General features: G+C 38.1%; 18 protein-coding genes. 7 read left to right on the forward strand and 11 right to left on the reverse strand.

Annotated elements, in window-relative coordinates:
- Positions 1-221: 221 nt before the first annotated feature.
- Together BT999_RS08915 and BT999_RS08920 are read right to left on the reverse strand one after the other, a co-directional pair.
- Positions 222-467, reverse strand: coding sequence for a hypothetical protein (locus BT999_RS08915; protein WP_143145530.1), 246 nt, complete (start codon positions 465-467; stop codon positions 222-224).
- Between the two features lie 571 nt (positions 468-1,038).
- Positions 1,039-2,067, reverse strand: a complete 1,029-nt coding sequence (locus tag BT999_RS08920; protein ID WP_072697447.1) for a Fic family protein — start codon at positions 2,065-2,067, stop codon at positions 1,039-1,041.
- A gap of 338 nt (positions 2,068-2,405) precedes the next feature.
- On the opposite strand from BT999_RS08920, the gene BT999_RS08925 reads away from it, so the two are divergent.
- Positions 2,406-3,281, forward strand: a complete 876-nt coding sequence (locus BT999_RS08925; RefSeq protein WP_072697448.1) for a DUF2971 domain-containing protein — start codon at positions 2,406-2,408, stop codon at positions 3,279-3,281.
- Positions 3,282-3,587: 306 nt separating this feature from the next.
- The gene (locus BT999_RS08930) at positions 3,588-7,316 is read left to right on the forward strand and encodes an ATP-binding protein (protein ID WP_072697449.1); all 3,729 of its coding nucleotides are present in this window, start codon (positions 3,588-3,590) and stop codon (positions 7,314-7,316) included.
- Positions 7,317-7,699: 383 nt separating this feature from the next.
- On the opposite strand, the gene BT999_RS08935 is transcribed toward BT999_RS08930, so the two are convergent.
- Both BT999_RS08935 and BT999_RS08940 read right to left on the reverse strand, forming a co-directional pair.
- Positions 7,700-8,320 carry a hypothetical protein gene (locus tag BT999_RS08935; protein WP_072697450.1) on the reverse strand — a complete coding sequence of 207 codons (621 nt, stop codon included), beginning with the start codon at positions 8,318-8,320 and terminating at the stop codon, positions 7,700-7,702.
- 104 nt (positions 8,321-8,424) lie between these two features.
- Positions 8,425-9,045: a hypothetical protein gene (locus BT999_RS08940; protein WP_143145531.1), complete on the reverse strand. Its 621-nt coding sequence runs from the start codon at positions 9,043-9,045 to the stop codon at positions 8,425-8,427.
- A gap of 310 nt (positions 9,046-9,355) precedes the next feature.
- Here BT999_RS08940 and ispH point away from each other — a divergent pair, with 310 nt between their 5' ends.
- The 3 genes from ispH (at position 9,356) to BT999_RS08955 (ending at position 12,070) form a co-directional block, all read left to right on the forward strand.
- A complete protein-coding gene (gene ispH / locus BT999_RS08945) occupies positions 9,356-10,240 on the forward strand; it encodes a 4-hydroxy-3-methylbut-2-enyl diphosphate reductase (protein ID WP_072697452.1) in 885 nt (294 codons plus the stop codon).
- Between the two features lie 53 nt (positions 10,241-10,293).
- Positions 10,294-11,256, forward strand: coding sequence for a chemotaxis protein (locus BT999_RS08950; RefSeq protein ID WP_072697453.1), 963 nt, complete (start codon positions 10,294-10,296; stop codon positions 11,254-11,256).
- A gap of 334 nt (positions 11,257-11,590) precedes the next feature.
- Positions 11,591-12,070, forward strand: a complete 480-nt coding sequence (locus BT999_RS08955) for a hypothetical protein (protein WP_072697454.1) — start codon at positions 11,591-11,593, stop codon at positions 12,068-12,070.
- Positions 12,071-12,228: 158 nt separating this feature from the next.
- Here the strand turns inward: BT999_RS08955 and BT999_RS08960 are convergent, their stop codons facing one another.
- The 5 genes from BT999_RS08960 to BT999_RS08980 form a co-directional block, all read right to left on the reverse strand.
- Positions 12,229-12,537 carry a phosphopantetheine-binding protein gene (locus BT999_RS08960; RefSeq protein WP_072697455.1) on the reverse strand — a complete coding sequence of 103 codons (309 nt, stop codon included), beginning with the start codon at positions 12,535-12,537 and terminating at the stop codon, positions 12,229-12,231.
- 84 nt (positions 12,538-12,621) lie between these two features.
- Entirely contained in the window at positions 12,622-15,459 is a 2,838-nt protein-coding gene (gene uvrA / locus BT999_RS08965; RefSeq protein WP_072697456.1) for an excinuclease ABC subunit UvrA, read from the reverse strand.
- A gap of 130 nt (positions 15,460-15,589) precedes the next feature.
- Positions 15,590-17,620, reverse strand: a complete 2,031-nt coding sequence (tkt, locus tag BT999_RS08970; RefSeq protein ID WP_281246538.1) for a transketolase — start codon at positions 17,618-17,620, stop codon at positions 15,590-15,592.
- 42 nt (positions 17,621-17,662) lie between these two features.
- Positions 17,663-18,850, reverse strand: a complete 1,188-nt coding sequence (gene argJ / locus BT999_RS08975; RefSeq protein WP_072697458.1) for a bifunctional glutamate N-acetyltransferase/amino-acid acetyltransferase ArgJ — start codon at positions 18,848-18,850, stop codon at positions 17,663-17,665.
- Between the two features lie 40 nt (positions 18,851-18,890).
- Positions 18,891-20,444, reverse strand: coding sequence for a metallophosphoesterase family protein (locus BT999_RS08980; RefSeq protein WP_072697459.1), 1,554 nt, complete (start codon positions 20,442-20,444; stop codon positions 18,891-18,893).
- 216 nt (positions 20,445-20,660) lie between these two features.
- Between BT999_RS08980 and speB the strand changes: the two genes are divergently transcribed.
- Together speB and BT999_RS08990 are read left to right on the forward strand one after the other, a co-directional pair.
- Positions 20,661-21,545, forward strand: coding sequence for an agmatinase (speB, locus tag BT999_RS08985; protein ID WP_072697460.1), 885 nt, complete (start codon positions 20,661-20,663; stop codon positions 21,543-21,545).
- A gap of 134 nt (positions 21,546-21,679) precedes the next feature.
- On the forward strand, positions 21,680-22,303 hold the full coding sequence (locus tag BT999_RS08990) for a fused DSP-PTPase phosphatase/NAD kinase-like protein (RefSeq protein ID WP_084650668.1): 624 nt from the start codon (positions 21,680-21,682) through the stop codon (positions 22,301-22,303).
- 66 nt (positions 22,304-22,369) lie between these two features.
- Here BT999_RS08990 and BT999_RS08995 read toward each other — a convergent pair whose 3' ends face one another.
- Positions 22,370-23,407, reverse strand: a complete 1,038-nt coding sequence (locus tag BT999_RS08995) for a DUF5677 domain-containing protein (protein WP_072697461.1) — start codon at positions 23,405-23,407, stop codon at positions 22,370-22,372.
- Between the two features lie 53 nt (positions 23,408-23,460).
- Positions 23,461-23,853, reverse strand: a complete 393-nt coding sequence (queD, locus tag BT999_RS09000) for a 6-carboxytetrahydropterin synthase QueD (RefSeq protein ID WP_072697462.1) — start codon at positions 23,851-23,853, stop codon at positions 23,461-23,463.
- Between the last annotated feature and the right edge of the window lie 77 nt (positions 23,854-23,930).

Genomic DNA, 23,930 nt, shown 5'->3' on the forward strand with positions numbered 1-23,930 from the left:
CAGTCGCTCCCCGTGCGGGAGCGTGGATTGAAACCCCGAGTTTGAGTGCATCGAGGTTGGCGGTTGGAATGTCGCTCCCCGTGCGGGAGCGTGGATTGAAATCAGCTTTATTTATATTTTATCCTAACCTTTTTAAAAACTAAACCAAGTTAATCTAATAATATAACAGTAATATTTATCTGCTAACATTTTTAATTAACTTGGATACTCTATTGATAGCTTCAGCGGGATAGTTCTTGACCTCTTGAGTGGCTTGGCGTGTTTCTTGACTCGCTATCCTGATGGATTCTTGCAAGTCTTTCAAAAGCTTGATCAATTCTGTGTTGCTCTTCAGCTTTTGCATCTCTTGTTGGCTCAAGAGGTTGACTCTCATTGCCAAAAGTTCCTCCTCGCTCATTTCTGTATTCTTCGCTTGATTGTTTGTCTGGTTGCCAGCCTGATTGCCCACCTGATTGTGCGTTGGGCATGTTTTCTCCAAGCGTGCATCCGTCAATCCTCTTGTCATTTCTAACTTGCTCATGCGTTAATCCTCTTTTTTGTAATGCGTTCCATGTGTAATTTTTGCCAAGGTCGCTACCTTTTAAAGCGACTTCATTTAGGCTATTGAATGGTGTAATTATGTAAAAGAGCTATATCCTGAACTAGCATCATCCATAGAACGATTCAGTTCAAATAGGGCTTTTAGGGATTTAAGAAATTCACGTGAACACAATGCTGCATTTGTAAAGAACGGCAAAGGCCGTTCAACATCTGCAACAGACAATTATGTTATTGAAGCTTACTATGACACAGGGGAATCACCAGGCAATGGGATTTCGGACGCAACGGGCACAATAGCGGCAGGAAATACGCTTTGGATTGGTGGACGTCTTGAAGTCAATGACGAAATAGAAAGAGCAGAACAAATGCTTAAAAGTTTAATTCACTTTCGGGATATACAATTCCCGTTGTCTAGTGAACTCGGAGTAAATCATGGCAACCCTTCTGTAAGCTAAGCTATTCTAAAACCTGTAAATCTTTTCTTTATAGCATTGCCTCTTATTCCTTTATACGTTCTACAAAAAAATTCCCCTTGTTCGTTAGCCTATAGCACTGCAAACGGCTATTTGGTTTATCAGGCAGGGTCATTTCAATAAGCTTGGCGTTTAGGGCTGGCTTAATCCAATTTTCTGAAAAAGATTTACGATCACGCAGTCCAGCTATATCTTGTAGCTCTTTACGAGATAAGTTTTTGGGGTGTGCATTAGAGAGAATTTGTAAAATCTGTGCGACTTGTGGGGTGACTTGGGGGTTGACTTGAGGGGTAATGCTCAAAACAGCATCACGAATCATGGAAAGCATGAATTCAAGAAATGGTGTTACTTCACCCTGATTAGTGCTTTGTTGTAAAGCCTTGTAGTAATCTTGTTGGTGTGCATAAACAAGGCTTTCTACTGGAATGCGTAAAAAAATTGGGTTCCAATGAAATAAAATCAAAGTTTGCCAGAGTCTCCCTATACGTCCATTCCCATCAGCAAAAGGATGGATAAATTCAAATTCATAATGAAAAACAGAACTAGAAATCAGTGGGTGATGTTCAGTGGTTTGTAACCATTGAAACAAATCTCCCATAAGAAAAGGCACACGGGCTGGAGGTGGTGCCATATGCAACACTTTACTTCCGCTCATTACACCAACACCGCCTTGACGGTGTTTACCATGATCATCTAGCAGTCCAGCCATTAAAATATTGTGTGCTTGTAGTAAATCTTTCTCTTGCTTAGGGTTCCATTGTTCGAGGTGGTCGTATGCCAGAATAGCGTTGCGAGCTTCTTGAATTTCACGAGGTGGTGCAATAACATGTTGACCATCAAGAATCGCAGTAATTTGTTCTTCACTAAGTGTATTACCTTCGATAGCAAGCGAACCTTGAATTGTCCGAATGCGGTTTAGTCGACGCAAGCGAAGATCCAAAACATCATTTGTCTGTACTGAAATACGCCCCACAGCTTCGCTTATATCTGCAATTAAATGTAGTATTGCAGAGGTGATTGTGAATGGAGGATTGTATATATTCTGTTTGGTCATGCGAACCTCTTAGTTTTAACAATTATTTTAGTGTATTGCGTGATAGTATCTAGATGAATTTCTTTGTGAAGACACTCCCAAAAACCAAAATAAAGGAAATTTACTTTGCCTGTAAAATGAACGGAGTTTTGCAATGGTCTTTATTCTATTATAATAGCTTGGGGTATTTCGGTCAATTGTTTCCCTCTTCTAACTCCTCCTGCCATTCCTCAAAATATGCTTGTGGATATAAAAAGTATCCAAAGATTTTTGCACATATTTTCCAATAACGGAAGGTTCGCCGATTTGACTTTTGGGGCTGATTATGCTTTGCTTGGGGCATACGAAAGGAGTTGAAAATGGAACGAGAACTATTCAAACTACGAGAGCCTCTCCAAAAGCTACAAGCACACAGTGGCGAAGAGCCAGAGGTTGTGTATTACTATTGTTCCACATCAACTTTTATTAATATCGTGAAGAAACGCGAATTGTGGTTAACATCCACGGTAGATATGAATGATTCTCTTGATTCTCAGTGGATTAAAGGCATATTAGAACAATTCCATAAGGATTTTGCTCACTCTGCTGATTACCAAAAAGTATCCACATATTTTTCACGCTACATTTCCTCTGAATGTTTTCTTTGTTGCTTTTCTGCGGGACGTGATCTTTTAAGCCAGTGGCGTGCATATGCTGATGATGGAAAAGGTTTTGCGATTGGCGTCGACACCTCTGCTCTTAAGCAGCTCGGACGATCTCGCATTGATTGTTTAGATGAAGGTATTATTGAGTTTGCTCCTGTTGTATATGATCAGGAACTACAAAAGAAGACGATTGAAGAAATTTACGCCAAGGTATGTGATTATGGTAAAAAATTTGGAATAAAAAATATAAAAGGCATTCAAGATCAAATCGCCTTAATTTTAAGATATCTGTCTATTATATTTAAGAATCATGCCTTTTTAGAGGAGCAAGAATGGCGACTCGTGCAACGCGAATACCAAGATACCTGCTATCCCATGGCAATAAACAACTACTTGATTACAGAGCGTGACTACAGAGCAACAAACAACGCCATTTCTCCATTTCATAAATTTTTATTTGATGAGAACTTTATTAAGGAAGTTGTAATTGGACCCAAGAACACTTCAAAAAGGTATCGAGTTGAAGATTTTTTGTGCGACAATAAGCATTCAGAAGTCTTTGTGTCTCAATCTTCTGCGTCTTATAGGTAAACACCATGGCAATCTTCTGTTTTAAAACCGCAACAGTCTTATCAGCAACGTTGCTTGACGCTTATTAAGGCAAATACACGAACTTTTACAAAAAAAGCAGTTGTAATAAATTTCAATCAGAGCAAAACGACGGCGAAACTAAAAGACGTATTAATATTGTGTTTGACTGTGTTGACAAGCCGTTTGCACCTTGATAAAACAGTTTATATTTTTAACTTAGAAATACTGTTATTGGGTTTTGCGTCAAAAATGATAAGGGAACACTGTGTTTTCTAATGCTTAGCAGGTAGTTGTTGGGATTATATTATGAGAAAAATGTTAGACCGCTGGCTTTTGGCGTTAGATTTGTTTTTTGCTCGCTATGGTCTTGGTATACGTGCAAAGCTTATTTTTCTTTTTGTTGTGATTAAAGTAGTCCCTTTGGTTTTACTTGCTCTTGTGGCGTGGTCTCAGGCTTGGAAACTCGGCGATCAACTAAGACAAAGCACTACGGAATTAACGACCAAAGCCAATGATGCTTTATCAAAAACCGGCGAAGTTGCGATAACTGATGCTGTTAAGGCCTTAGATAACCGGGCAAGAGAAGACATTGAGCGTATGTCAACCGATACCGCCATACGTGTTGCAGATTTTTTATATGCACGAGACAGCGATATTTTATTTGTGGCAACTTTAGCCCCTAATTTAAACACATATCAAAATTATATAAATGCTCAAAAAAGCCCTGTTGTTGCCCAAGGTGAATGGCAACTTTCAGAAGATCAAAAAACTTGGATTCCGTTTAAAGAAAATGTTGAGTTTTTAGAAGTAAATTCATCTATCAAAGAAAATTCCGTTAGTTTTAATTACAGAAAACCCGAAACTTATCGCTATGATCCCAAACCTTTATATCTTGAAATGAGCTTTGTTGACCTTAAGGGACAAGAAAAGGTTAAGGCGGTTAGCTCGTCGCAAATGGACGGTGAATTAAAAGATATTTCCAACCGTTTAAATACTTATGTGCGGGCTGAAACTTATTTTAATGATTTAAAAAAACTTAAGCCGGGTGAAATTTATGTTTCCGAAGTAATCGGAGAATATGTACGTTCTCGTGTTATCGGTATGTATACGCCTGATAATGCCACTAAAGTCGGCGAAAGTTTTAAACCCGAAGCGTCGGCTTATGCGGGAAAAGAAAATCCGCTTGGTAAACGCTTTAAGGGGTTAATTCGTTGGGCAACGCCGGTTGTAAAAGATGATAAAATCATTGGTTACGTTACCTTGGCGTTAGATCATGATCATTTAATGGAATTTACCGCCCATTTAATGCCGACTGATGAGCGTTATACCGAAATATCCGATGCGTCCGGCGGAAACTATGCCTTTATTTGGGATTATAAAGGACGCAATATTGTTCACCCTCGGCATTTTTCCATTGCCGGATATAACGCCGAAACAGGCGACCCCGAAATTCCTTGGCTTGAAGATAAAATATATGATCAATGGAAATCAAGCGGGCTTTCTTATGCCGATTTTATTCCTTCGGTGAAAACTTTTGATGAACAATCTAACAATAAAAAACCCTCAAAAGAATTAGCTAAAGAGGGTTTAGTCGGGCTTGATTGTCGTTATTTGAATTTTGCCCCACAGTGTACGGGGTGGTTTGACTTAACTCAAGACGGCGGTTCCGGATCTTTTCTTATTCTTTGGAGCGGTTTGTGGAAAATCAATACTGCTGCGACTATTCCTTATTATACCGGGCGTTACGCCGAATCTAAAAGAGGCTTTGGTTTTGTTGCTATTGGTGCCGGCGTAGATGATTTTCATAAACCTGCCGTTAAGACAAAAGCCATTATTGACGGGCTTATCGATAAAAGCGATAAGGAACTTAAAACAATCGCAGATGAGGCAGAGACCACAATTGCTTCCAACTTGTTTGAAACAGCAAGCAGTCTGAGCGTATCCACCTTAATTATGTCTGTTTTGGTTGTTTTAGTGGCGATTTTTATGGCATCAGCCTTTACTCGCAGTATCACCAAAATAATCAGAGGGGTTTCAAAATTTCGTTCGGGTGAGCGTAACTTTCGTTTTAACGCACCGGTTAAAGATGAACTTGGTGCTTTGGCAGATTCTTTTGATGATATGGCAGACAGCATTGTTGACAGTGAACGTGGAGCTTTGATTATTACGGATATTGATAAGCTTATTCGCTATGCCAACCAAGAAAGCTTATTAATTATGAATGCCACCTTGAATGAAGTCGTTGGTCAACCTTATGAAAAATTTAGTATTTTACCGTTAAATTCAAAATACTGCCCTGTTTCGGCTCTTTTAAACGGTTCTGATACCGAAATGTTTTATCATAGTGCTTCCGGCAGGTTTTATAAAGGTGTGGCAAGTTATCTTAAAGACAAAAACGGAAAAAATGCGGGATTTATCATTAGTATTAACGATATTACCGAAATAGCCTTGGAACAAAAACAGATTGAAGAACAACGTGCTTTGTTGGATACCGTTTTTACGGCGACCCCTGATATTATTTGGTATCAAGATCATCAAGGGCGTTATTTGGCGGTTAACCCTCGTTTTGCCTCATTAACCGGAAAAAATGTGGCAAAACTTATCGGGCTTAAAGCAGAAGACGTTTTCCCTTTTGATTTGGCTCAAAGTTTTAAAGAAAATGATCAACTGGCGATAAAAAATGGTAACCCCTTATATACAGAAGAAAAAATAGAGTTTGCTGACGGACACTATGAAACCGTCGATACGGTCAGAACGCCGATGTTTGACTCAACGGGAACTTTGGTCGGTCTTCTTGGTGTATCTCGTGATGTTTCCAAGCGTGTTCATGTCGAACATGCCTTGCGAGACGCCCAGCTTGAATTAAAAGATGCCGTGCTTGTTGCCAATAAAGCTAATGAATCCAAGAGTGAATTTTTAGCTCGAATGAGCCACGAGATTCGTACTCCGATGAATGCTATTATTGGAATGACCAGTATCACAAAACGTAAACTTGACGACCCTTTATCAAATATTGAGGCAATCGATAGTCATATCGCACAGATAGAAGTCTCTTCTCAACACCTTTTAGGTTTGATTAATGATATTCTTGACCTTTCCAAGATAGAGGCAGGCAAGATTGTACTTGATGAAGACAGTTTTGACTTGCCAAAGCTTATTGAGGCGGTGGCGGATATTATTCGCCCTCGTTGTGTGGAAAAAAATATTGATTTTTGTATAGACGTTGCCACATTGCCTTGCTCAACTTATATCAGCGATTCATTGCGTCTGCGTCAGGTTTTGATTAATCTGTTGGGTAATGCCGTTAAGTTTACCGATGAATGTGGAAAAGTAAGCTTTTCGATAAAAGCAGGAGAACAACAAGACGGAATGGCGCCTATTACTTTTGCTGTTTCCGATACGGGGATAGGAATTAAGAAAGAAAACTTGGCAAGCTTGTTTGACCCGTTTGAACAAGGGCATGGACAAATTACCAGAAAATATGGCGGAACAGGACTAGGACTTTCTATCAGTAAACGTATCGTCGACTTACTCGGCGGACAACTTCAGGTAGAAAGCGAAGAAGGCAGGGGCAGCACTTTTTCATTTACCATTCAGTTGCCAACTGCCCCAGACGAACTTGTTGAAACAACGCAAGACTTACATAACGAAGCCTTAGAGGGAAAAAGAATTTTATTGGTTGATGATGTTGATGTAAACCGTTTGATTGTTATGGAACTTCTTGGTGAAGCAGGATTGGTGATTGATGAAGCCTCAAACGGGCTAGAAGCGATTGAAGCTTTTGAAGCTTCTTCTCTTGGTTATTATGATATTATTTTGATGGACGTACAAATGCCGGAAATGGACGGTTACAGTGCGGCAAAAATGATTCGTAAGATGTCCAGACCCGATGCCGCCACTATTCCTATAGTCGCACTCACAGCAAATGCATTTAAAGAAGATGTTGAAACCGCCTTAAAAAGCGGTATGAACGCACACCTTGCAAAGCCTATAGAATATGAACGCTTAATTGAAGTTTTGAAAACTTTATTGTAAAAAAATATTGAGCATAATTGCAGATAATTATAAAAATCGGCTATTTATATCTATACTTGTATTATGAGAGACAAGCTATTTAAAACACGAATTTTTATTTTTTCTGTGAAATAAGTTTTTTGTGCTTTAGACGCTTTATGGTTTGTGTAAACAGACAACAAAGCGATGATAAAGAACGCAACGCAAAGTTTTGTAAGCTCTTTATTCTTTTGTTAAAGCAAGCCCATCGCCAAAAGCAGCTAAGAAGATGTTGAAACCGCCTTAAAAAGCGGTATGAACGCACACCTTGCAAAGCCTATAGAATATGAACGCTTAATTGAAGTTTTGAAAACTTTATTGTAAAAAAATATTGCAAGTTAGATTTTGACACAGCTTGAATTTGATTACTCTTTAATCAAAAGAAGCCCGTTTCCTACTGCGTCAGCCGCAAACATATCGTTAAAAAGATTAATTATGGCTTCGGAATAAGCTTTGTTGCTCATAGCACCTTTTAAGAGTTTAGTTCCTTGTGTGTTGGTGTATTGGATTTGATATTTATCGAGCAATTCAAGGTAAAGTTTTGAGCTCCAAGGTTGAGTTTCTTTTTTATCTATTGGAGCAGGTAGAAAAACTCTTAAGCCATCTTTGGTAATAAGTGCAGGGATAAGATAGTTTTTTGTTCGACCATCTGCCTGTTCAGACATTTCAATAAGCAAAGTATTTTCTTTTTTTAGGGCTTTAACTAAGACGTTTTGCCTTTCTCCCTTGTCGTCAGTAACAAAAAAAACATTGGCACTATCTTCTTTACGAGAGAAAACATATTTTTCTTTTTTGTTTTTATCGAAGACCAGAGCATATGTTCCTGAAATATCAGGTACTTTTTCTGCAAAAATGTTTAAAGCACTGGCTTTTTCTTGTTCTTTTAAAACAGGTTGCTCAGATTCAATAAAACAAGCCGTCAACAGCAACATAAAAGCCATTATTAAAATAAGTTGTAATTTTTTTAATAAAAAAGTGTTATTCATGCTTCACCTCAAATATTGCTAAAAGTTTAAATGTTATTTTATATAAAAGATATTTTAATTAGTCTGAAAAATATTGCAAGTTAGATTGTTAGGCATCTTAGTTTTTATTCTTTTGTTAAAGCAATCCCCTCGCCAAAAGCAGCTAAGGAAAACATATCATTAAACAAATTAACAACAGCTTCTTGATAGGCTTCTTGACTCATATCACCTTTTTTCAGTTTTAAACCGTTTTCGCTGTGTGATATTTTGTGTAGGGTAAGAAGCTTCGTAAAAACCGGCATAACCCAAGCGACTTTGTAAGGAAATTGATCAGGCTCTTGGACAGGGTAGAGCGTTAAACCTTTTTTTGTAAGCATTACAGGGACAAGAGTGCTTTTTTCACAATCAACGACTTCCAATAAAAAAGTGTTTTCTTGCTTTAAGGGTTTGATTAAGGTTAAAGAGCGTTGTTGTTCTGTTTCTCCTATTTTCAAGCTTAGAAAAAAGGCATTATGTGAACCTTCTTTACGTTCAAGGACAACAGTTTCTCTCGGAGCTTTTTTTACTTGGGCTTCTGAAAAATATACGCCTGAGATATAAGGGATTTTTTCATCAGCAGTATCAAAAATTACTGTTTGTTCTTGTAAAACATGCTGGTCAGACTCGACAAAGCAAGCTGATAACAGAAGCATAAAAGCAATTATAGAAACGAGTCGCAGGCTTTTTGATAAAAGTTTTTTGGGCATGATTCTCTCGGGTTTTAAGAAACTATCAAAAATAAAGTAAGACCATTGCATAATAATCATAGTATATATTAAAGTTTTTAAAGAATAAAAAAAATATTGCAAGATATATTTATCTCATTGATTTATTATGATATTTTTATATTGTGTAAGAATTAGTTTCTCTCAAACTTGTCTTTTGTTTATAACCTAAAGGTTTGTTTACGAAACAGGCTTGATAAAAATAGTCATAAAGGGTATGCAGAGCTTGAAAATACTGCAAAAATAAATTAAGCTTTATATTCAAAACGAGTAAAAGAACAAAGATATAAAAATGAAAGTAATTCGAGCGAAAAATGCGGGTTTTTGTATGGGGGTAAGTCTTGCCTTGCGTAAGCTTGACGACTTGTTGGAAAAGTCTAAAACAAAGTTTAACCATATAAAAACTTTTGGTCCTATTATTCATAATCCTCAAGTGTTGCAAGATTATGCCGATAAAGGTGTTGTTATTGTACATAATGTTGAGGAAGTAAAAAGCGGCGACGCCGTTTTAATTAGGGCTCACGGTATTCCGCTTGCAATTGAAACGGAACTTTTGAAAAAAGGGATAACTTTGGTTGATGCAACTTGTCCTAAAGTGAAAAAAGCTCAACTTTCTATTTTAGAAGCAACTCAAAAAGGTGGAGTTTTGTTGTTGTTTGGAGAGGCGAGCCACCCGGAAGTTTTAGGGCTTTTAAGTTATGCTTCACCTGAGGCTAAAGTTTTTTCAACTCAAGACGATTTAAAAAGTTTTCTCAATTCTTCTTTGTTTGATATAAACGTAAGCTATTTTTTAGCAGCCCAAACCACTCAAGATAAAGAAGAGTTTGTGGTTATGGAAAATATCTTGAAAACTCACTTAAATCACAATATTCCTGTGTTGCAAACTATTTGTGATGCTACTCGCACCAGACAGTCGGAAACTTTGGAAATAGCCGAAAAAGTTGAGCTAATGTTGGTGCTTGGAGGAAAGAATAGTGCCAATACAAGACGCTTGGTTAATGTCTCTGAATCAGTAGGAACAGAAGCCTATCATATTGAAACAGCAGATGAATTATTTTCACAAGAGAAATTACTGGCAAAATTAAAAAAAACTGCTATTATCGGGCTGACTGCCGGTGCATCTACTCCTATCAATTTGGTTGATGAACTGCAAAAACGTATAGAACAAAGTGTATAATTCTTTAATAATCAATAGTTACAATATTTATTCCTCAGAGGGCGGAGCTTTGTATGTCTCAAACAAATATCTTACTTGAAGCCGGTACAAATGAACTTGAAATCGTTGCTTTTCACCTTGATGAAGAAGAAAACAACGGACAGGGCGTTTACAAAGGTTATTATGGCGTTAACGTTGCCAAGGTTTTAGAGATTATACGCCTGCCTAAGATTACTGAAATGCCGGAGGCAAGGCATCCTTCTGTTTTGGGTGCGTTTAATTTACGTTCTAAAATTATCCCTTTGGTTGATTTAAGTGTTTGGCTCGGAAAGAAAAGAGCAAACACCGAACCGCCAAAAGTTATCGTAACCGAATTTAACGGAATGACCACGGCTTTTTTGGTTTCGGGCGTAAACCGTATTCACCGCATTAGCTGGCAAGAGGTTGAGCCACCCAATACTTATGTTTCTGCCTTAAGTCATAATACAATAACTGGTGTGGTTAAACTTGAAGGGCGTATTATCTTTTTATTAGATTTGGAAAGAATAGTAACCAACCTTAACCCACAACTTAACTTACGTTTTGACTCTGACTTTGATTTTACTTCCGATACGCGTCGCCGTGCTATATTAGCAGATGACTCAATGCTTGTGCGTGAAATGTTAAAAGACCTGCTTGAAAAGGCTAATTTTGAAGTTCAAGCTTTAAATAACGGTAAAGAGGCTTGGGACCTTCTCGAACGCTTGAGAGATCGAAGCGAAGCAGAAGGGCGCCCTATTACCGACTATGTTCAGGTTGTTATTTCTGATATTGAAATGCCAAGTATGGACGGTCATAACCTCTGTAAACGAATAAAAGACGATCGTGTGTTGCATGAATTGCCCGTTTTGTTATTTTCTTCCTTGATTACTGATCGTTTACGTCATAAAGGCGATAGCGTTGGGGCTGATGCTCAAATTTCTAAACCTGAAGTTACTGCTCTTGCCAAACACGCCATGCGTTTAATCGAAGAAAGAGAACAAGCCAGAAAATCGTAACTTTTTTTATATTATATAAAACACAAAAGTTTTCTCTTGATATAACAGATGATTGTAAAGAGATAAATCTGAACTTGAGATTTTTATTTTTTCTAGACTTTATTTAAAAAAAGTAGCATAAAGATAAGAAGTGCTTTAGGTTGGGTTTTACTCTTGCCTGTTGTTCTTTTGTGTTTACTTGTCTTTTAAGATATAAACAAAAATATTATTTTTATTGTATTAAAGACCTAATCTTTTATAGAAAAGATACGATTAGATAATTGTCTAGAGTTTTTCTAGAATTATTAATTTAAAAAATGATCAAAATATTTTAACTTTTTTGTTGGAGGAAAGTATGAAAAAAATTATAATTGCGATTACTATGGGAATAATGTTGTGTTTTGCAACGAGTGTTGTTGCCGCAGAGCAAACAAAAGCAAAGCCAAAAGTCACAGCCAAAAAAACAACTAAAGCAAAAACGAGCACTGATACCCCTGAAGTGGTACAGCAAAAACTTGATAGTTTTGCTCAAAAGCTTGTTGTTGATTTAAACAAAAATATGCTTAATGGCGAAAACCATAAAGAAGTAAAACAAGTTAACGGGCAATATGTTGCAAGTTATTGTGTGATTGATAAAAACTCTTTACACACTTCTTATGCACCGCCAAGCAAGTCAACCGCCATTACTTATGTTGGTTATTTAAAATATCAAGAAGTAAGCTATCAGGCAACAGGGAAAACCAAAGCAGAAGCCTTGGCAGGACCTTTTAAAGAAACCTCTCGTGTTCCTTTAACCGAACTTATTAAATATAATAAGGGAAAATGGTCTTACTAAATCAAGACCGTTGCAAGACTCTGTTTTGCGTATGTTTGTTATAGTTTTAATTTCTGTAGTCTAGTTTTAGAGAAAATATAAAAGTAAAATAAAAAACCACCGATTTATTTTGGTGGTTTTTTTATTTAAGTCTGTATTGTTTTAGGCTCTAGATAGCTTTATTGAGTATTTGGATCTTCAGTAATTTGTTCAAATATTTTGGTAATATTTCTCTGGGCTTTTTCTTCATTATATAGTTTTATAATGTATGAATGTAGATCGTTAAGATGTTTTATCTCTTGTGGTATTTCTTTATTATAGCTGTTTTTAAAGGTTTCTTCCAAAAGAATTACCATATCAACGGCATCTAAGCTGTCAATTCCTAAATCTTCACGTAATAAAGCGTCTGGTGTAAGGGTTTCGGGATCAAGATGAAATTTTTCGCTTAAAGCTTTGTTGATTAAATTAATAATCGCCTCATCGGTCATTGTGATGCTCCGTTATATTCTCAGATAAAATTTTAATATATTTTCTTTCATAACAAAAAATGCTATTTTTGTATATAATATTTTTTATTCTTTTAAGACTTTTTCAGGAGTACCCTTGGCGATAATTGTTCCACCGTTGTCTCCGCCGCCCGGTCCAAGCTCTATTACATAATCGGTTGACATAATTAAATCGGTATTATGTTCAATAACCAAGACGCTTGCCCCCTTATCCACAAGTTGGTTTAAAACGGTAATCAGTTTGCCAACTTCATGCATGTGTAAGCCGGTTGTGGGTTCGTCTAAAATATAAAGTGTGTTTGGAAGGCTTTTCTTTCCGAGTTCTTTTGAAATTTTAATGCGTTGAGCTTCACCGCCCGAGAGGGTTGTTGCCGGTTGTCCGAGCTTTAAATATTCAAGACCAACTTCTTCCAAAACGTTTAAACGACGTTGTAAAACGGGGTAACTTTCAAAAAAAGTTTTCGCTTGGCTAACGGTTAGGTCTAAAACCTCTGAAATATTAAGCCCTTTATATTTTACTTCTAAGGTTTCGTAATTATAGCGTTTTCCTTTACATAAATCACAAGTTACATGAATATCCGGTAAAAAGTGCATTTCTACTTTGATTTGTCCGTCTCCGCTACAGGCTTCACAACGTCCACCCGGAACGTTAAAGCTAAAACGCCCCGGTTTATAACCGCGTTTTTTTGCATCGGGTGTCATTGCAAAGATATTGCGAATTTCATCAAAAATCTTGGTATAAGTGGCGGGGTTTGAACGAGGGGTTCGCCCTATCGGAGTTTGATCGATTGCGATAATGCGTTCGATTTGTTCAACGCCTTCTATTGCGTTTAAAGTTCCCGGATTTTCGACCTTTAAACCTTGGCTGAGTGCGAGATGTTTATATAAAGTATCAATCACAAGCGAACTTTTTCCCGATCCTGAAACGCCGGTTACTGAGGTGAAAACACCTAAAGGAAAAGAACAGTCAATATTTTTTAAATTATGAGTGCTGACACCTTTCAAAACAAGTTCTCCACTCGCTTTACGCCTTTTAGTCGGGCGAGGAATGCGTAAGTCGCCTCTTAAATATCCGGCGGTCAGAGAATTTTTTGCTTTTAAAAGCTCAGGCACGCTTCCGTTAAAAATCAGTTCTCCGCCAAGTATGCCCGACCCCGGTCCAAGCTCGATAACCGTATCGGCCTCTCTGATTGTCGCTTCGTCGTGTTCAACCACCAAAACGGTGTTTCCTCTTTGCTGTAAACTGCGTAAGGTATTTAAAAGTCTTAAGTTATCTTTTGGGTGTAAGCCGATTGAGGGTTCGTCCAAAACATAAGTTACACCGACTAAACCCGAGCCAAGTTGAGAGGCAAGGCGTATTCTTTGAGCTTCGCCGCCTGATAAGGTTGCCATACTACGGCTTAAAGTAAGATATTCAAGCCCGACGCTACTCATAAAAGACAAGCGATGACTTAATTCTTTTTGTAATGGTTCGGCAATTATGGAATGGCGACCGCTAAAGTCTAAAGCTTCAATCCAATTGAACGCTTTGGTAACAGATAAAGAACAAAATTCATAGATATTGATTCCGTTTACTTTAACGGCAAGAGCCTCGGGTTTTAACCTTGCACCTTTACAAGCCGGGCAGGCTCTTGTTTGGCGATAGCGTGAAAGTTCATCTCGCCATGCTTCTCCGTATTGCATACCTTGTTCTAAAATAGCAATTATTCCCTTCCAAGTATCCTTTATTTTATTGTCTTTTTTCGGAGCTTTTGTTCCACCCAGCCAGTTGCGTTGTAGGTTGTATTGAGCAGACTGGTATGGTTTTCCTTCGTTATCAAGTCCAAAAAATAAGGCATTAAAAGCGTCTTCCGAGAAATCTTTCAAGGGGGTTGAAAGAGTAAAGGCAAAGTCTTTCCCAAGTTCCAACAAAGTTTTTTCGTATTTTTCAAAGATTTTTGGATTTTTCCAAGGTAAAACACCGCCCGTATTCAAAGATAAACCTTTATTTGGGGCAATCAGAGCCGGTTCAAAATATTCTACCGTTCCTAGACCTAAACACTGTGGGCAAGCACCTTGAGGGCTGTTAAAAGAAAAAAGTTGCGGGGTTAAAGCGGGCATGCTGATTTTACAGCGAGTACAAGAAGAGAGAGTGCTAAATTTTAATTCTTGTTCCGAGATATTTTCGCCTGTTTCTGTTTTGTGTTCGGGAATTAAAAGGCTTATACGCCCATCTCCGTAACGTAAGGCGAGTTCGACGGAATCAGAAATACGCCCTCGGATATTTTCTCGTAAAACCAAGCGATCAACCACAAGGTCAAGGTTATGTTTTTTGTTTTTGTCAAGCTCGGGAAACTCGTCGATTTCAACGATTTTTCCGTTTATTCTAACTCTGGCGAAACCTTCGGCTTTAAGTTTTTTTAGCTTATCTTGTTGAGTTCCTTTTTGATATTCAACTAAGGGAGCAAGAAGAATACAGCGAGTTCCGTCTTTTAGGTTTAAAATATCCGCAATAATTTCATCTAAGGCTCTGCTTTCAATCGCATCACCACATTTTGGACAATGCATTTTTCCTAAACGTGCAAAAAAGACACGCAAAAAATCATAAATTTCCGTAACTGTTCCGACTGTTGAGCGTGGGTTTCTGGTGGCGGTTTGTTGTTCAAGCGAGATAGCCGGTGATAAACCTTCTATTTTTTCTACGTCCGGCTTATCCATTTGAGGTAAAAATTGGCGTGCATAAGCTGATAAAGATTCAACATAGCGTCTTTGACCTTCTGCATAAACTATATCAAAGGCGAGTGTTGATTTTCCCGAACCGGAAGGACCACAGACAACAACAAGTTCATCTCGAGGAATATCGAGAGTAATGTTTTTGAGGTTATGCTGTTTAGCACCCTCTATATGGATAACGTTTTTTTTCATGATATATTATAGATACTTAATAGTTAAAGTATATGTAAAAATTTTGTGATTAAGTTAATAAAAACAACAAAAAGGGGATAAAGCCTTAGATAAGACAAAACCCCCTTTTGTATTAATAGAAAAACAATAATTATTTATTGAGTAATGCTTTTGCTTCTTTTAAAACATTTTCAACCGTGAAGCCAAAATGCTTAAATAATTTATCTGCGGGAGCAGATTCTCCGAAACTGTGCATGCCGATTACTTTCCCGTCAAGACCCGTATATTTTGTCCACCAGTCAGCACTGGCGGCTTCAATCGCAAGACGTTTACGAGTTTTTAAAGGTAAGACACTTTCTTTATAATTTTGGGGTTGGGCTTCAAAAAGTTCGGCACAAGGCATTGAGACCACTCTAACTTTACGTCCTTCGGCGTTTAAGTTTTGAGCCGCCTGCACTGCAAGGTTAACTTCAGAGCCACTGGCTATTATTATAAGTTCGGGATCAGAACAATCAAGTAGTATGTATGCACCTTTTTCAATATTTTTTGTTTGTTCGGAATTACGAGGCATGGGTTCAAGCCCTTGGCGAGTTAACGCTAAACAGCTAGGACCGTTTAAGCGTTCCAAGCTCTTTTTCCAAGCAACCACGGTTTCAACCGCATCACAAGGTCGCCAAACCTGCATATTGGGAATTAAACGTAAGCTTGCAACTTGTTCAATAGGCTGATGGGTCGGGCCGTCTTCGCCAACGCCGATAGAATCGTGGGTTAATACCCAAATAACTCTTTGTTTCATTAAAGCGGATAAACGAATAGCGTTTTTGGCATAATCGGAAAAGATCAAGAAAGTTCCGGCGTAAGGAATAAAACCGCCATATAACGCCAAACCGTTCATGATTGCACCCATGGCAAATTCACGCACCCCATAAGCAAGATAATTACCGCTCATGGTTTCGGGTTTAATAGTAACGGAGCCCTTCCAACAAGTTCCGACAGAGCCGGAAAGATCGGCAGAACCGCCCAATAATTCGGGTAATTTTGGTGCTATTGCGTTCAAAACGTTTAATGATGCGACTCGAGTAGCCGGTTTGTCCGAACTTTTGGCATTTTGTTCGATTAAGTTTTGCATCATATTTGAGAAATCATCAGGTAATTGGGCTTTAAGCCTACGAGTAAGCTCTTTGGCTAATTCGGGAAATTCCTGTGTATACGCTTTAAATCTTGCGTTCCAATCGTGTTCGGCTGTTGCGCCTTTTTCAGCAGCGTTCCATTTTTCCAGAATTTTTGCGGGAATTTCAAAAGGCGGATATTCAATTCCCAGTTGTTTTTTAGTGGCGAGAGCTTCATCTTTGCCCAGCGGAGAACCGTGGGTTGCGGCTGTTCCCGCTTTGTTGGGAGATCCATAACCTATTGTAGTTTTACAACAAATTAGCGTTGGTTTATTGGTGTTTTTTGTGGCTTGGCTGATGGCTTTGCGAATGTCTGTTGAATCATGACCGTCAACATTTTCAATTACATTCCAACCATAAGCACGAAAACGCTCGGGAGTATTGTCGGTAAACCAGTCTTTTACGTTACCTTCGATAGAAATTCCGTTATCGTCCCAAAGGGCAATAAGTTTGTTTAAACCCCAAGTTCCGGCGAGAGAGGCGGCTTCGTGAGAAATGCCTTCCATCAAACAGCCATCGCCTAAAAATACATAAGTATTGTGATTAAACAAATCAAAACCCGGGCGATTAAATTCTTTGGCAAGTAGTTTTTCTGCCAGTGCCATGCCTACGGCGGTAGCAAGCCCTTGCCCGAGTGGGCCAGTGGTGGTTTCAACGCCGGGCGTTAAACCAAATTCCGGGTGGCCGGGAGTTTTTGAGCCAAATTGGCGAAAGTTTTTAATATCATCAATTGTTAAATCATAACCGGAAAGATATAATAAAGCATAAATCAGCATGGAAGCATGTCCGTTAGACAATACAAAACGATCACGGTTAATCCAATGTGGATTTTTGGGGTTATGCACAAGAACGTCATGCCAAAGAACCGTTGCCATATCCGCCATGCCCAAGGGAGCCCCGGGGTGTCCTGATTTAGATTGTTCGATAGCGTCTATTGCCAATGCTCTGATCGCATTTGCAAGTTCCTTGTGATATGGCATTTGTTGCTCCTTAATATGCTTAAAGCTTAATATTTTATTATGTTTATTTTGATATATTTTACAGAATGAAAATGTTTAACTTCTGTAATCGGCGTTTATGTCAATATAACGATGGGTCAGGTCAGAGGCGAGAAGTTCGTAATGTCCGTCTCCGTCGCCTAAAAAGAGTTCTATCATAAGATCGGTTTCTTCCAAAGGTTTTTTTAAGAGGCTATCAAAATCGAGTTTTGTGGGTTGTGAGTTTTTAAATAATTCAACCCCGCAAAAGACCAAGCGTAAGGCATTTGGATCAAAGTTTACTCCGCTACGTCCTGCTGCTGCTACAATACGACCCCAGTTGGCATCTTTGCCATACATTGCCGTTTTGACAAGCTGAGAGTGTCCGACGGTTCTGGCGACTTTTTCAGCCTCGGCATTATCTTTTGTTCCGCTGACTTTAATAAATAAAACTTTGGTGGCACCCTCTCCGTCTTTTACTAATAAATAAGCGAGTTCTTTTAATATTTTTGTGAGTGCGTTTTGTAAAAGTTCAAGCTCGTCTTTTTCAGGTTTTACGCCGGAAGCTCCGTTGACCAAGCTATATATTGTATCGTTTGTGCTGGTGTCTCCGTCAACGGAAACTCGATTAAAACTTTGATCAACAGCTTGTTTAAAAATTAAGTCCCAATCTTTTTTGTCTATTTGAGCATCACATAAAACAGTAGACAACATTGTTGCCATATTTGGGCAGATCATGCCCGCACCTTTCGCCACACCGGCAAGACAAACCGTTCCGTTTTTTAATTTTAAATTCATACCCGCAAATTTAGGAAAGGCATCGGTAGTCATGGTGGCTTCGGCAAAGTCTTCTAGCTCGGCAGTTCCGAGTTTTTGACAAATCAGCGGAGCCGCCTTTTCCCAACCCGGCATATCCATTTGTAACCCGATAACTCCGGTTGAGGCGGGTAAAACTTCGCTTGCTTTTATGCCCAAATTTTCTGCGATTAATTGGGTACTTTTTTTACAGTTGTCTATTCCCTCTTGTCCCGTGCAGGCGTTGGCAGAACCCGTATTAACTATTACCGCTCTGACACTTTGATTTAATGCAAGATATTCTTTAGCGACAAGTACGGGAGCCGCCGGAAAAAGGTTTGCGGTAAACAACGCACTCACTTGAGCGGGATATTCGCTTACAACCAAGGCTAAATCGTTGCGTTCGCCTTTACGAAAATAAGCTTTATGTACAGCAAATTTAAAACCTTTTGGTGTGGGTGTTTTGTTCATCACGACTCCTGAAACTTATATAATTAAGCTGATTAAATTATTATTCTATTTTTAATTTTTCAAGGCAAAGTTCTTCCGCCTCTTTTATCAGGGCTTGTAGGGAACTATGGCTTGGTTTTGGCGGTAAAAATTTATTGTTGCGTTTTGACAAATATAACTCGTCAACAATATGTTTTAATTCGGTTTCTTGTTCAATATAGGTTTGATGTAACGCTAATTTATCTTCCATATTATTTTCCGCTTGGCTTGGCTCAAGTTGGTTTAACAATTCATCGGAATAGCGCAACAACTCGCCGACGAAGCCACTGTTTGAACGTAAAGAATTAAGATCTCGAACAGGTTTGGTTTTGATATGAATATCTTTAATAATTAAATCAATAACTTTTTCAGACTGAGAAGACAAAGCGTTGCGTTTTGTGGCAATAATTTTTTGTAAACTTTGGTTCAGCTTATTGACCAATTCGGTTTCTGCGTCTGATTTTTTTAAAACCGAATCAAGCTCGCAACAGCCTTCCAACACTATACGAAAGATTATAAGCTGACAGAGCGGACTCTGTGTTTGCGTAGCAACGTTTATACAAGTTTCAAGCAAATATTCTTCCAGTTCGTCAAGGCTTTGAATTGTAAGATTTTGAGCTGATTCTAGGTCGTAATCATTCTCTGGCGTGTTTTCTTGCGTTTTGATTTCATCAGGCTGTTCATTGCGTTGTAACTTATTAAAATCTATATTGATTAATTCCCATTGCACGGGAGCCAAGGCTTTAAAAGTAACCAAGCTTTGACCAAGCTCGTTAACTTTGACCAATAAACAACCGTGTTGCCCCGTTTCATTTATATGTAAACCCTGAAGAGATCCGGGGTAATGAATTGCGGGTTGTTCACAGAGAACTTGTCTTTTATGAATATGCCCCAATGCCCAATAATCCAAACGAGAACCGATTAAATCGCTTAGGTTGCAAGGGGCGTATCTTTCGTGTTCATCAGACTTGCCTATAGTGCAATGTAAAACGCCGATTTGGAAACAATCAGGTTTAAGCAAGGTGGGTTCTTGCCTGTTAAAATCTTTACCAAGGTTTTGAGTTTCTGCGTTTTTCGCATGACTGATGCCATGTAATAAAGCTAGACATTCGTTATCTTTGCAAAATTCCAAACGCTGAAGTTTGTTTCCGAAAACTTTAACGTTTGATTCCCATTGCAAGATATTTTTTATTTCGGAATTTTCTTGAAGGTCTGAGGAATTTATTTTTAAGTGGTCATGATTACCGTGTGCGATAAATACGGCTATCCCTGCATTATTTAAAGCAACAAAAGCGTTTTTCAGGGCATAATATGCTTTTAGGCTACCGTCTGCCTGATGATATAAATCTCCGGATAAAACTAAAAAGTCGACTTTTTCGACTAGACAAAGCTCGATTAAGTTTTTAAAAGCAATAAAGACGGCATCTTCGGATAATTTTTTATATTTTTTACAAAGCTTATTAAATTTATTGTCAATTTCAAGATCGCTGTCAGGGTCATTTAAAGAAAATTTTGCGAGAGGCAAAATAGAATCTAAATGTAAATCAGCAGCATGGATAAAAGTAAATGTTTTCATCTAACTTTAACTCGACCTTTATTTGAATCCTTTCATTATTAAAAAAAATATATTTGATTAGTATAAATTAAAAAAACAAATAAAACAATAAGTAGTATCTTTAGAGTTTAGAAAAAATAATTGAAAAACTTCAAGTAATTAAAATAGATAACTTGATTGTTGCTTGTTTTGATTTTTTTTATTTTCATATGTATAATAATTAGCAAGAGGTTTATAATGTCAAAGAGTCTTCGTTTTTTAGCATCTGAATTGCCTGAACAACGGGCAAGTGAGTGTTTATTTCATATAATTCCCGTGCCTTATGAGGCGAGCGTTTCTTACGGAGGCGGAACAGCGGGCGGTCCAAACGCCATTATCGAAGCGTCAGAGCAACTTGAGGTTTGGACTGGACAAAAAGACCCTTCCGTCTGTGGAATTTATACAGCAGAAGCCGTTAATTGCAAGGGCGAACCTAAAACCATCTTGGAGCGTATCGGGCAAGCTGTTGAAAGCTCTTTAAGTTCTCGCCCAAAAGGTGAAGTTGTTCCAATTATTTTAGGCGGAGAACATAGTATTACGCCGGGAATTTTAAGCGTTTTGAAAAAACATTTCGGAACTTTTGGAATAGTCCATTTTGATGCACACGCCGACTTACGCTATTCTTATCATGATTCGATTTACAGCCATGCTTGTCCAATGCGTAGGGCTTGCGAAATGGATCTTAAACTTTTTCAACTTGGAGTACGCAGTCTTTCACCGGAAGAGGTAACTTATCGCAAAGTTATGAATATTGGGCATCTTGATGCTCGTGCGTTGTTTGATTTAGGTGAAAGATGGTCAGGCGACCCTCAAAAAGGTTTTTTGCCTGATGACTTTCCCGAAAATATTTTTATTTCTTTTGATGTTGATGCCCTTGACCCAAGCATTATTCCCAGTACAGGAACGCCGGAACCCGGCGGTTTAACTTGGTATCAAACCCTAAATTTATTGGAAGCGGCTTGTAAAAATCGTAAAGTTATCGGTGCTGACTTTGTGGAGCTTGCACCTAAAGAAGGCGTCAATGCCCCTGATTTTGCGACAGCCAGATTGATTTATGAGTTTATGGGGATTATTGCACCTTAAAATAAGTTGTTGATAAGTTTGCGATTGTGCTAAGTCGGTGTTTGTTTGTGCAAAATAGAATATAATCAGCGTATTATTTATAACGTGTGTTTTTTAGTTTTATTTTGAATAACTTTTTAAACAGGAAGCAGTAGATGTTGTCATTAAACAAATCTTTGAGATATCTTTGTGTTATAGCGTTGTCGCTAGTTATATCAGGCGTTTTTACTCAGATAAATTTGGTAAATGCAAACTCGCAACAAGCGGAACAAACAGCACAAAGCACCGCCAAAATATGGGCAAAACCCATTCAAATCCAAGGTTTGCCTAACCTACATAAAGTAGATGACAATCTTTACCGCTCTGCACAAATCAAAAAAAATGCCTTGGAGGGTTTGAAGAGCTTGGGAATTTATACAGTAATTTCTTTGCGTCAGTCAAACAAAGACGAAAAAATATTGCGTAATTCGGGAATAACTTTTATTCATCTGCCCGTAAATACTTGGGCGATTGGCGACGAGGAAGTTGTTGAGGCTTTAAAAGCGATTGATGCGGCGAAAACAAAGGGTTCTGTTTTGGTTCACTGTAAACATGGTGCCGATCGGACGGGCTTAACTATCGCCATGTATCGTATTATTCGCCAAGGCTGGACAAGGGAAGAGGCAAAAAAAGAAATGCTCGAAGGCGGTTTTGGCTTTCACTCTATCTGGAAAAATATCATAGAATATATTGATACTGTCGATATCCAGAAGATTAAGGATAAAGTTAACGTCAGGTGATTGAGTTGTGGTAGGTTAAAAAAGACCATGAAATAACCAAAATCTATTGCCTGACTTATTTAAAACCTATGAGTTCCAATCGACATACTTAGTTTTTCCTGCAATAAAAGCCTCTGCCACGTTGTTTGTAGTCTCCATCAGTATTTTCATATAAATATTAGAATCTATTAGCGGTACTAATTGGAGAATAGGGAAAGTTGCATGCATAAGGCTTATAGCTGTCATATGTCCTGGTTGTCCCATTCCTGAATTGCTTTGTCCTGCTAATAGCGTTGGAGTTTGGCTTTCAGATAAGGCTCTTGATGGAGTTAGCCCAAGCGAGCCTGCGTGGATATGATTACATGCTTGAGTAAAATATGGTCTCCAATGGTTGAGTAAAACACATTTTTCAATGTCTTTAAACTGAATACTACCTTTAGTTGGTGGAAGAGCAGAATATGCCCAACCATATGGCTTTTTAAAAGTTTTACCATATTTCTTAATCAAGATATCGACTTCAGGCTTTAAATTCACAAGCTCTTCATCTGAGAGCGGAGTTTGATTAAGCATCTTAGCGTGTTCTCTAAATTGTTCCATAATTTTAAGATGTTCGACAGTTCTATGGAGTAAGTATCGTTCTGCACAATCTTCTCCATGCTCGAGAATAAATCGACTAATAACTGCCACTTCATGTAAAGCTCGCCATCTTGCTTCGGCACCATCAGGATATCCATTTGTAAGCAGGCAATATATTTCACGAGATATCAAACACGCTTTAGCATGATTGCAAATGATCGCTTCATACCGAAACTTCTTGTTGTCATCAGGGCTTTCTTTAATAAAAGAAATAAAATCTTCTCCCACACTACAACATAATTCGATATGAAACTCCAGAGCCTCAAAACCTTTTTCCCAACGTGCACAATTCAGTTTATAAAATTTTTTCGACTCTTCTCTTTTTGTCGGAGCCACTTCTTTCCACTCTTTAAATAATGACCGCAGAAAGCCAGGGGTCATCGCTGAAACTGTATCAGTCAATAAACTGTTAAAATCAACGCTATCAATTTCAGAACTTTTAAAGTGCTCAAGCCAGACATTCATTATTGAATCGTGAAACATTACCATAGTTTTTACCTTATTTAGTAAGTCTAGCCTTATTTTACTGAATCATTCATGTTTTACTCAAATACTTCAAAATAACTCGCCGATTGCGGACCTCTTTCAGAAATATTTACTTCATATAGCGTAACAGCATACTTGGTTAAGCGAGGGGCGAGGGCTTGAAAGACAAAACGTGCGATATTTTCAGACGAGGGGTTGATTTTATCAAAGGGCGAAACGGCGTTTAAGTCTTTATGATCCAAAAGTTCCAAAACGCTTTTAAGCTCTTGTTTTAAAACAGTAAAATCTAATAAAAGTTCTGTGTCTTCGCTCAGTTTTTCGCCTTGGATAGTAATAGAAACCCCAAAGTTGTGTCCGTGAAGATGTTCGCATTTTCCGTTATAATTTCGCAGGGCGTGTGCGGCGGAAAATTCGGAATGAATAGTAATACGCCAAAATTTTTTTAACATAATATACCTTATGATCTGTTTGTGTGCTTATCATTAAACTGAAATTTATATTCTTTCAAGTCTGGTTAACTCATTAT

Source organism: Desulfovibrio litoralis DSM 11393 (genome assembly GCF_900143255.1).
GTDB lineage: Bacteria > Desulfobacterota > Desulfovibrionia > Desulfovibrionales > Desulfovibrionaceae > Frigididesulfovibrio_A > Frigididesulfovibrio_A litoralis.

What these genes read in the sequence shown, in the direction of transcription:
- BT999_RS08915 (WP_143145530.1), bottom strand. Translation starts at nt 467, where the DNA reads ATGCCCAACGCACAATCAGGTGGGCAATCAGGCTGGCAACCAGACAAA.
- BT999_RS08920 (WP_072697447.1), bottom strand. Translation starts at nt 2,067, where the DNA reads ATGACCAAACAGAATATATACAATCCTCCATTCACAATCACCTCTGCA.
- BT999_RS08925 (WP_072697448.1), top strand. Translation starts at nt 2,406, where the DNA reads ATGGAACGAGAACTATTCAAACTACGAGAGCCTCTCCAAAAGCTACAA.
- BT999_RS08930 (WP_072697449.1), top strand. Translation starts at nt 3,588, where the DNA reads ATGAGAAAAATGTTAGACCGCTGGCTTTTGGCGTTAGATTTGTTTTTT.
- BT999_RS08935 (WP_072697450.1), bottom strand. Translation starts at nt 8,320, where the DNA reads ATGAATAACACTTTTTTATTAAAAAAATTACAACTTATTTTAATAATG.
- BT999_RS08940 (WP_143145531.1), bottom strand. Translation starts at nt 9,045, where the DNA reads ATGCCCAAAAAACTTTTATCAAAAAGCCTGCGACTCGTTTCTATAATT.
- ispH (WP_072697452.1), top strand. Translation starts at nt 9,356, where the DNA reads ATGAAAGTAATTCGAGCGAAAAATGCGGGTTTTTGTATGGGGGTAAGT.
- BT999_RS08950 (WP_072697453.1), top strand. Translation starts at nt 10,294, where the DNA reads ATGTCTCAAACAAATATCTTACTTGAAGCCGGTACAAATGAACTTGAA.
- BT999_RS08955 (WP_072697454.1), top strand. Translation starts at nt 11,591, where the DNA reads ATGAAAAAAATTATAATTGCGATTACTATGGGAATAATGTTGTGTTTT.
- BT999_RS08960 (WP_072697455.1), bottom strand. Translation starts at nt 12,537, where the DNA reads ATGACCGATGAGGCGATTATTAATTTAATCAACAAAGCTTTAAGCGAA.
- uvrA (WP_072697456.1), bottom strand. Translation starts at nt 15,459, where the DNA reads ATGAAAAAAAACGTTATCCATATAGAGGGTGCTAAACAGCATAACCTC.
- argJ (WP_072697458.1), bottom strand. Translation starts at nt 18,850, where the DNA reads ATGAACAAAACACCCACACCAAAAGGTTTTAAATTTGCTGTACATAAA.
- BT999_RS08980 (WP_072697459.1), bottom strand. Translation starts at nt 20,444, where the DNA reads ATGAAAACATTTACTTTTATCCATGCTGCTGATTTACATTTAGATTCT.
- speB (WP_072697460.1), top strand. Translation starts at nt 20,661, where the DNA reads ATGTCAAAGAGTCTTCGTTTTTTAGCATCTGAATTGCCTGAACAACGG.
- BT999_RS08990 (WP_084650668.1), top strand. Translation starts at nt 21,680, where the DNA reads ATGTTGTCATTAAACAAATCTTTGAGATATCTTTGTGTTATAGCGTTG.
- BT999_RS08995 (WP_072697461.1), bottom strand. Translation starts at nt 23,407, where the DNA reads ATGGTAATGTTTCACGATTCAATAATGAATGTCTGGCTTGAGCACTTT.
- queD (WP_072697462.1), bottom strand. Translation starts at nt 23,853, where the DNA reads ATGTTAAAAAAATTTTGGCGTATTACTATTCATTCCGAATTTTCCGCC.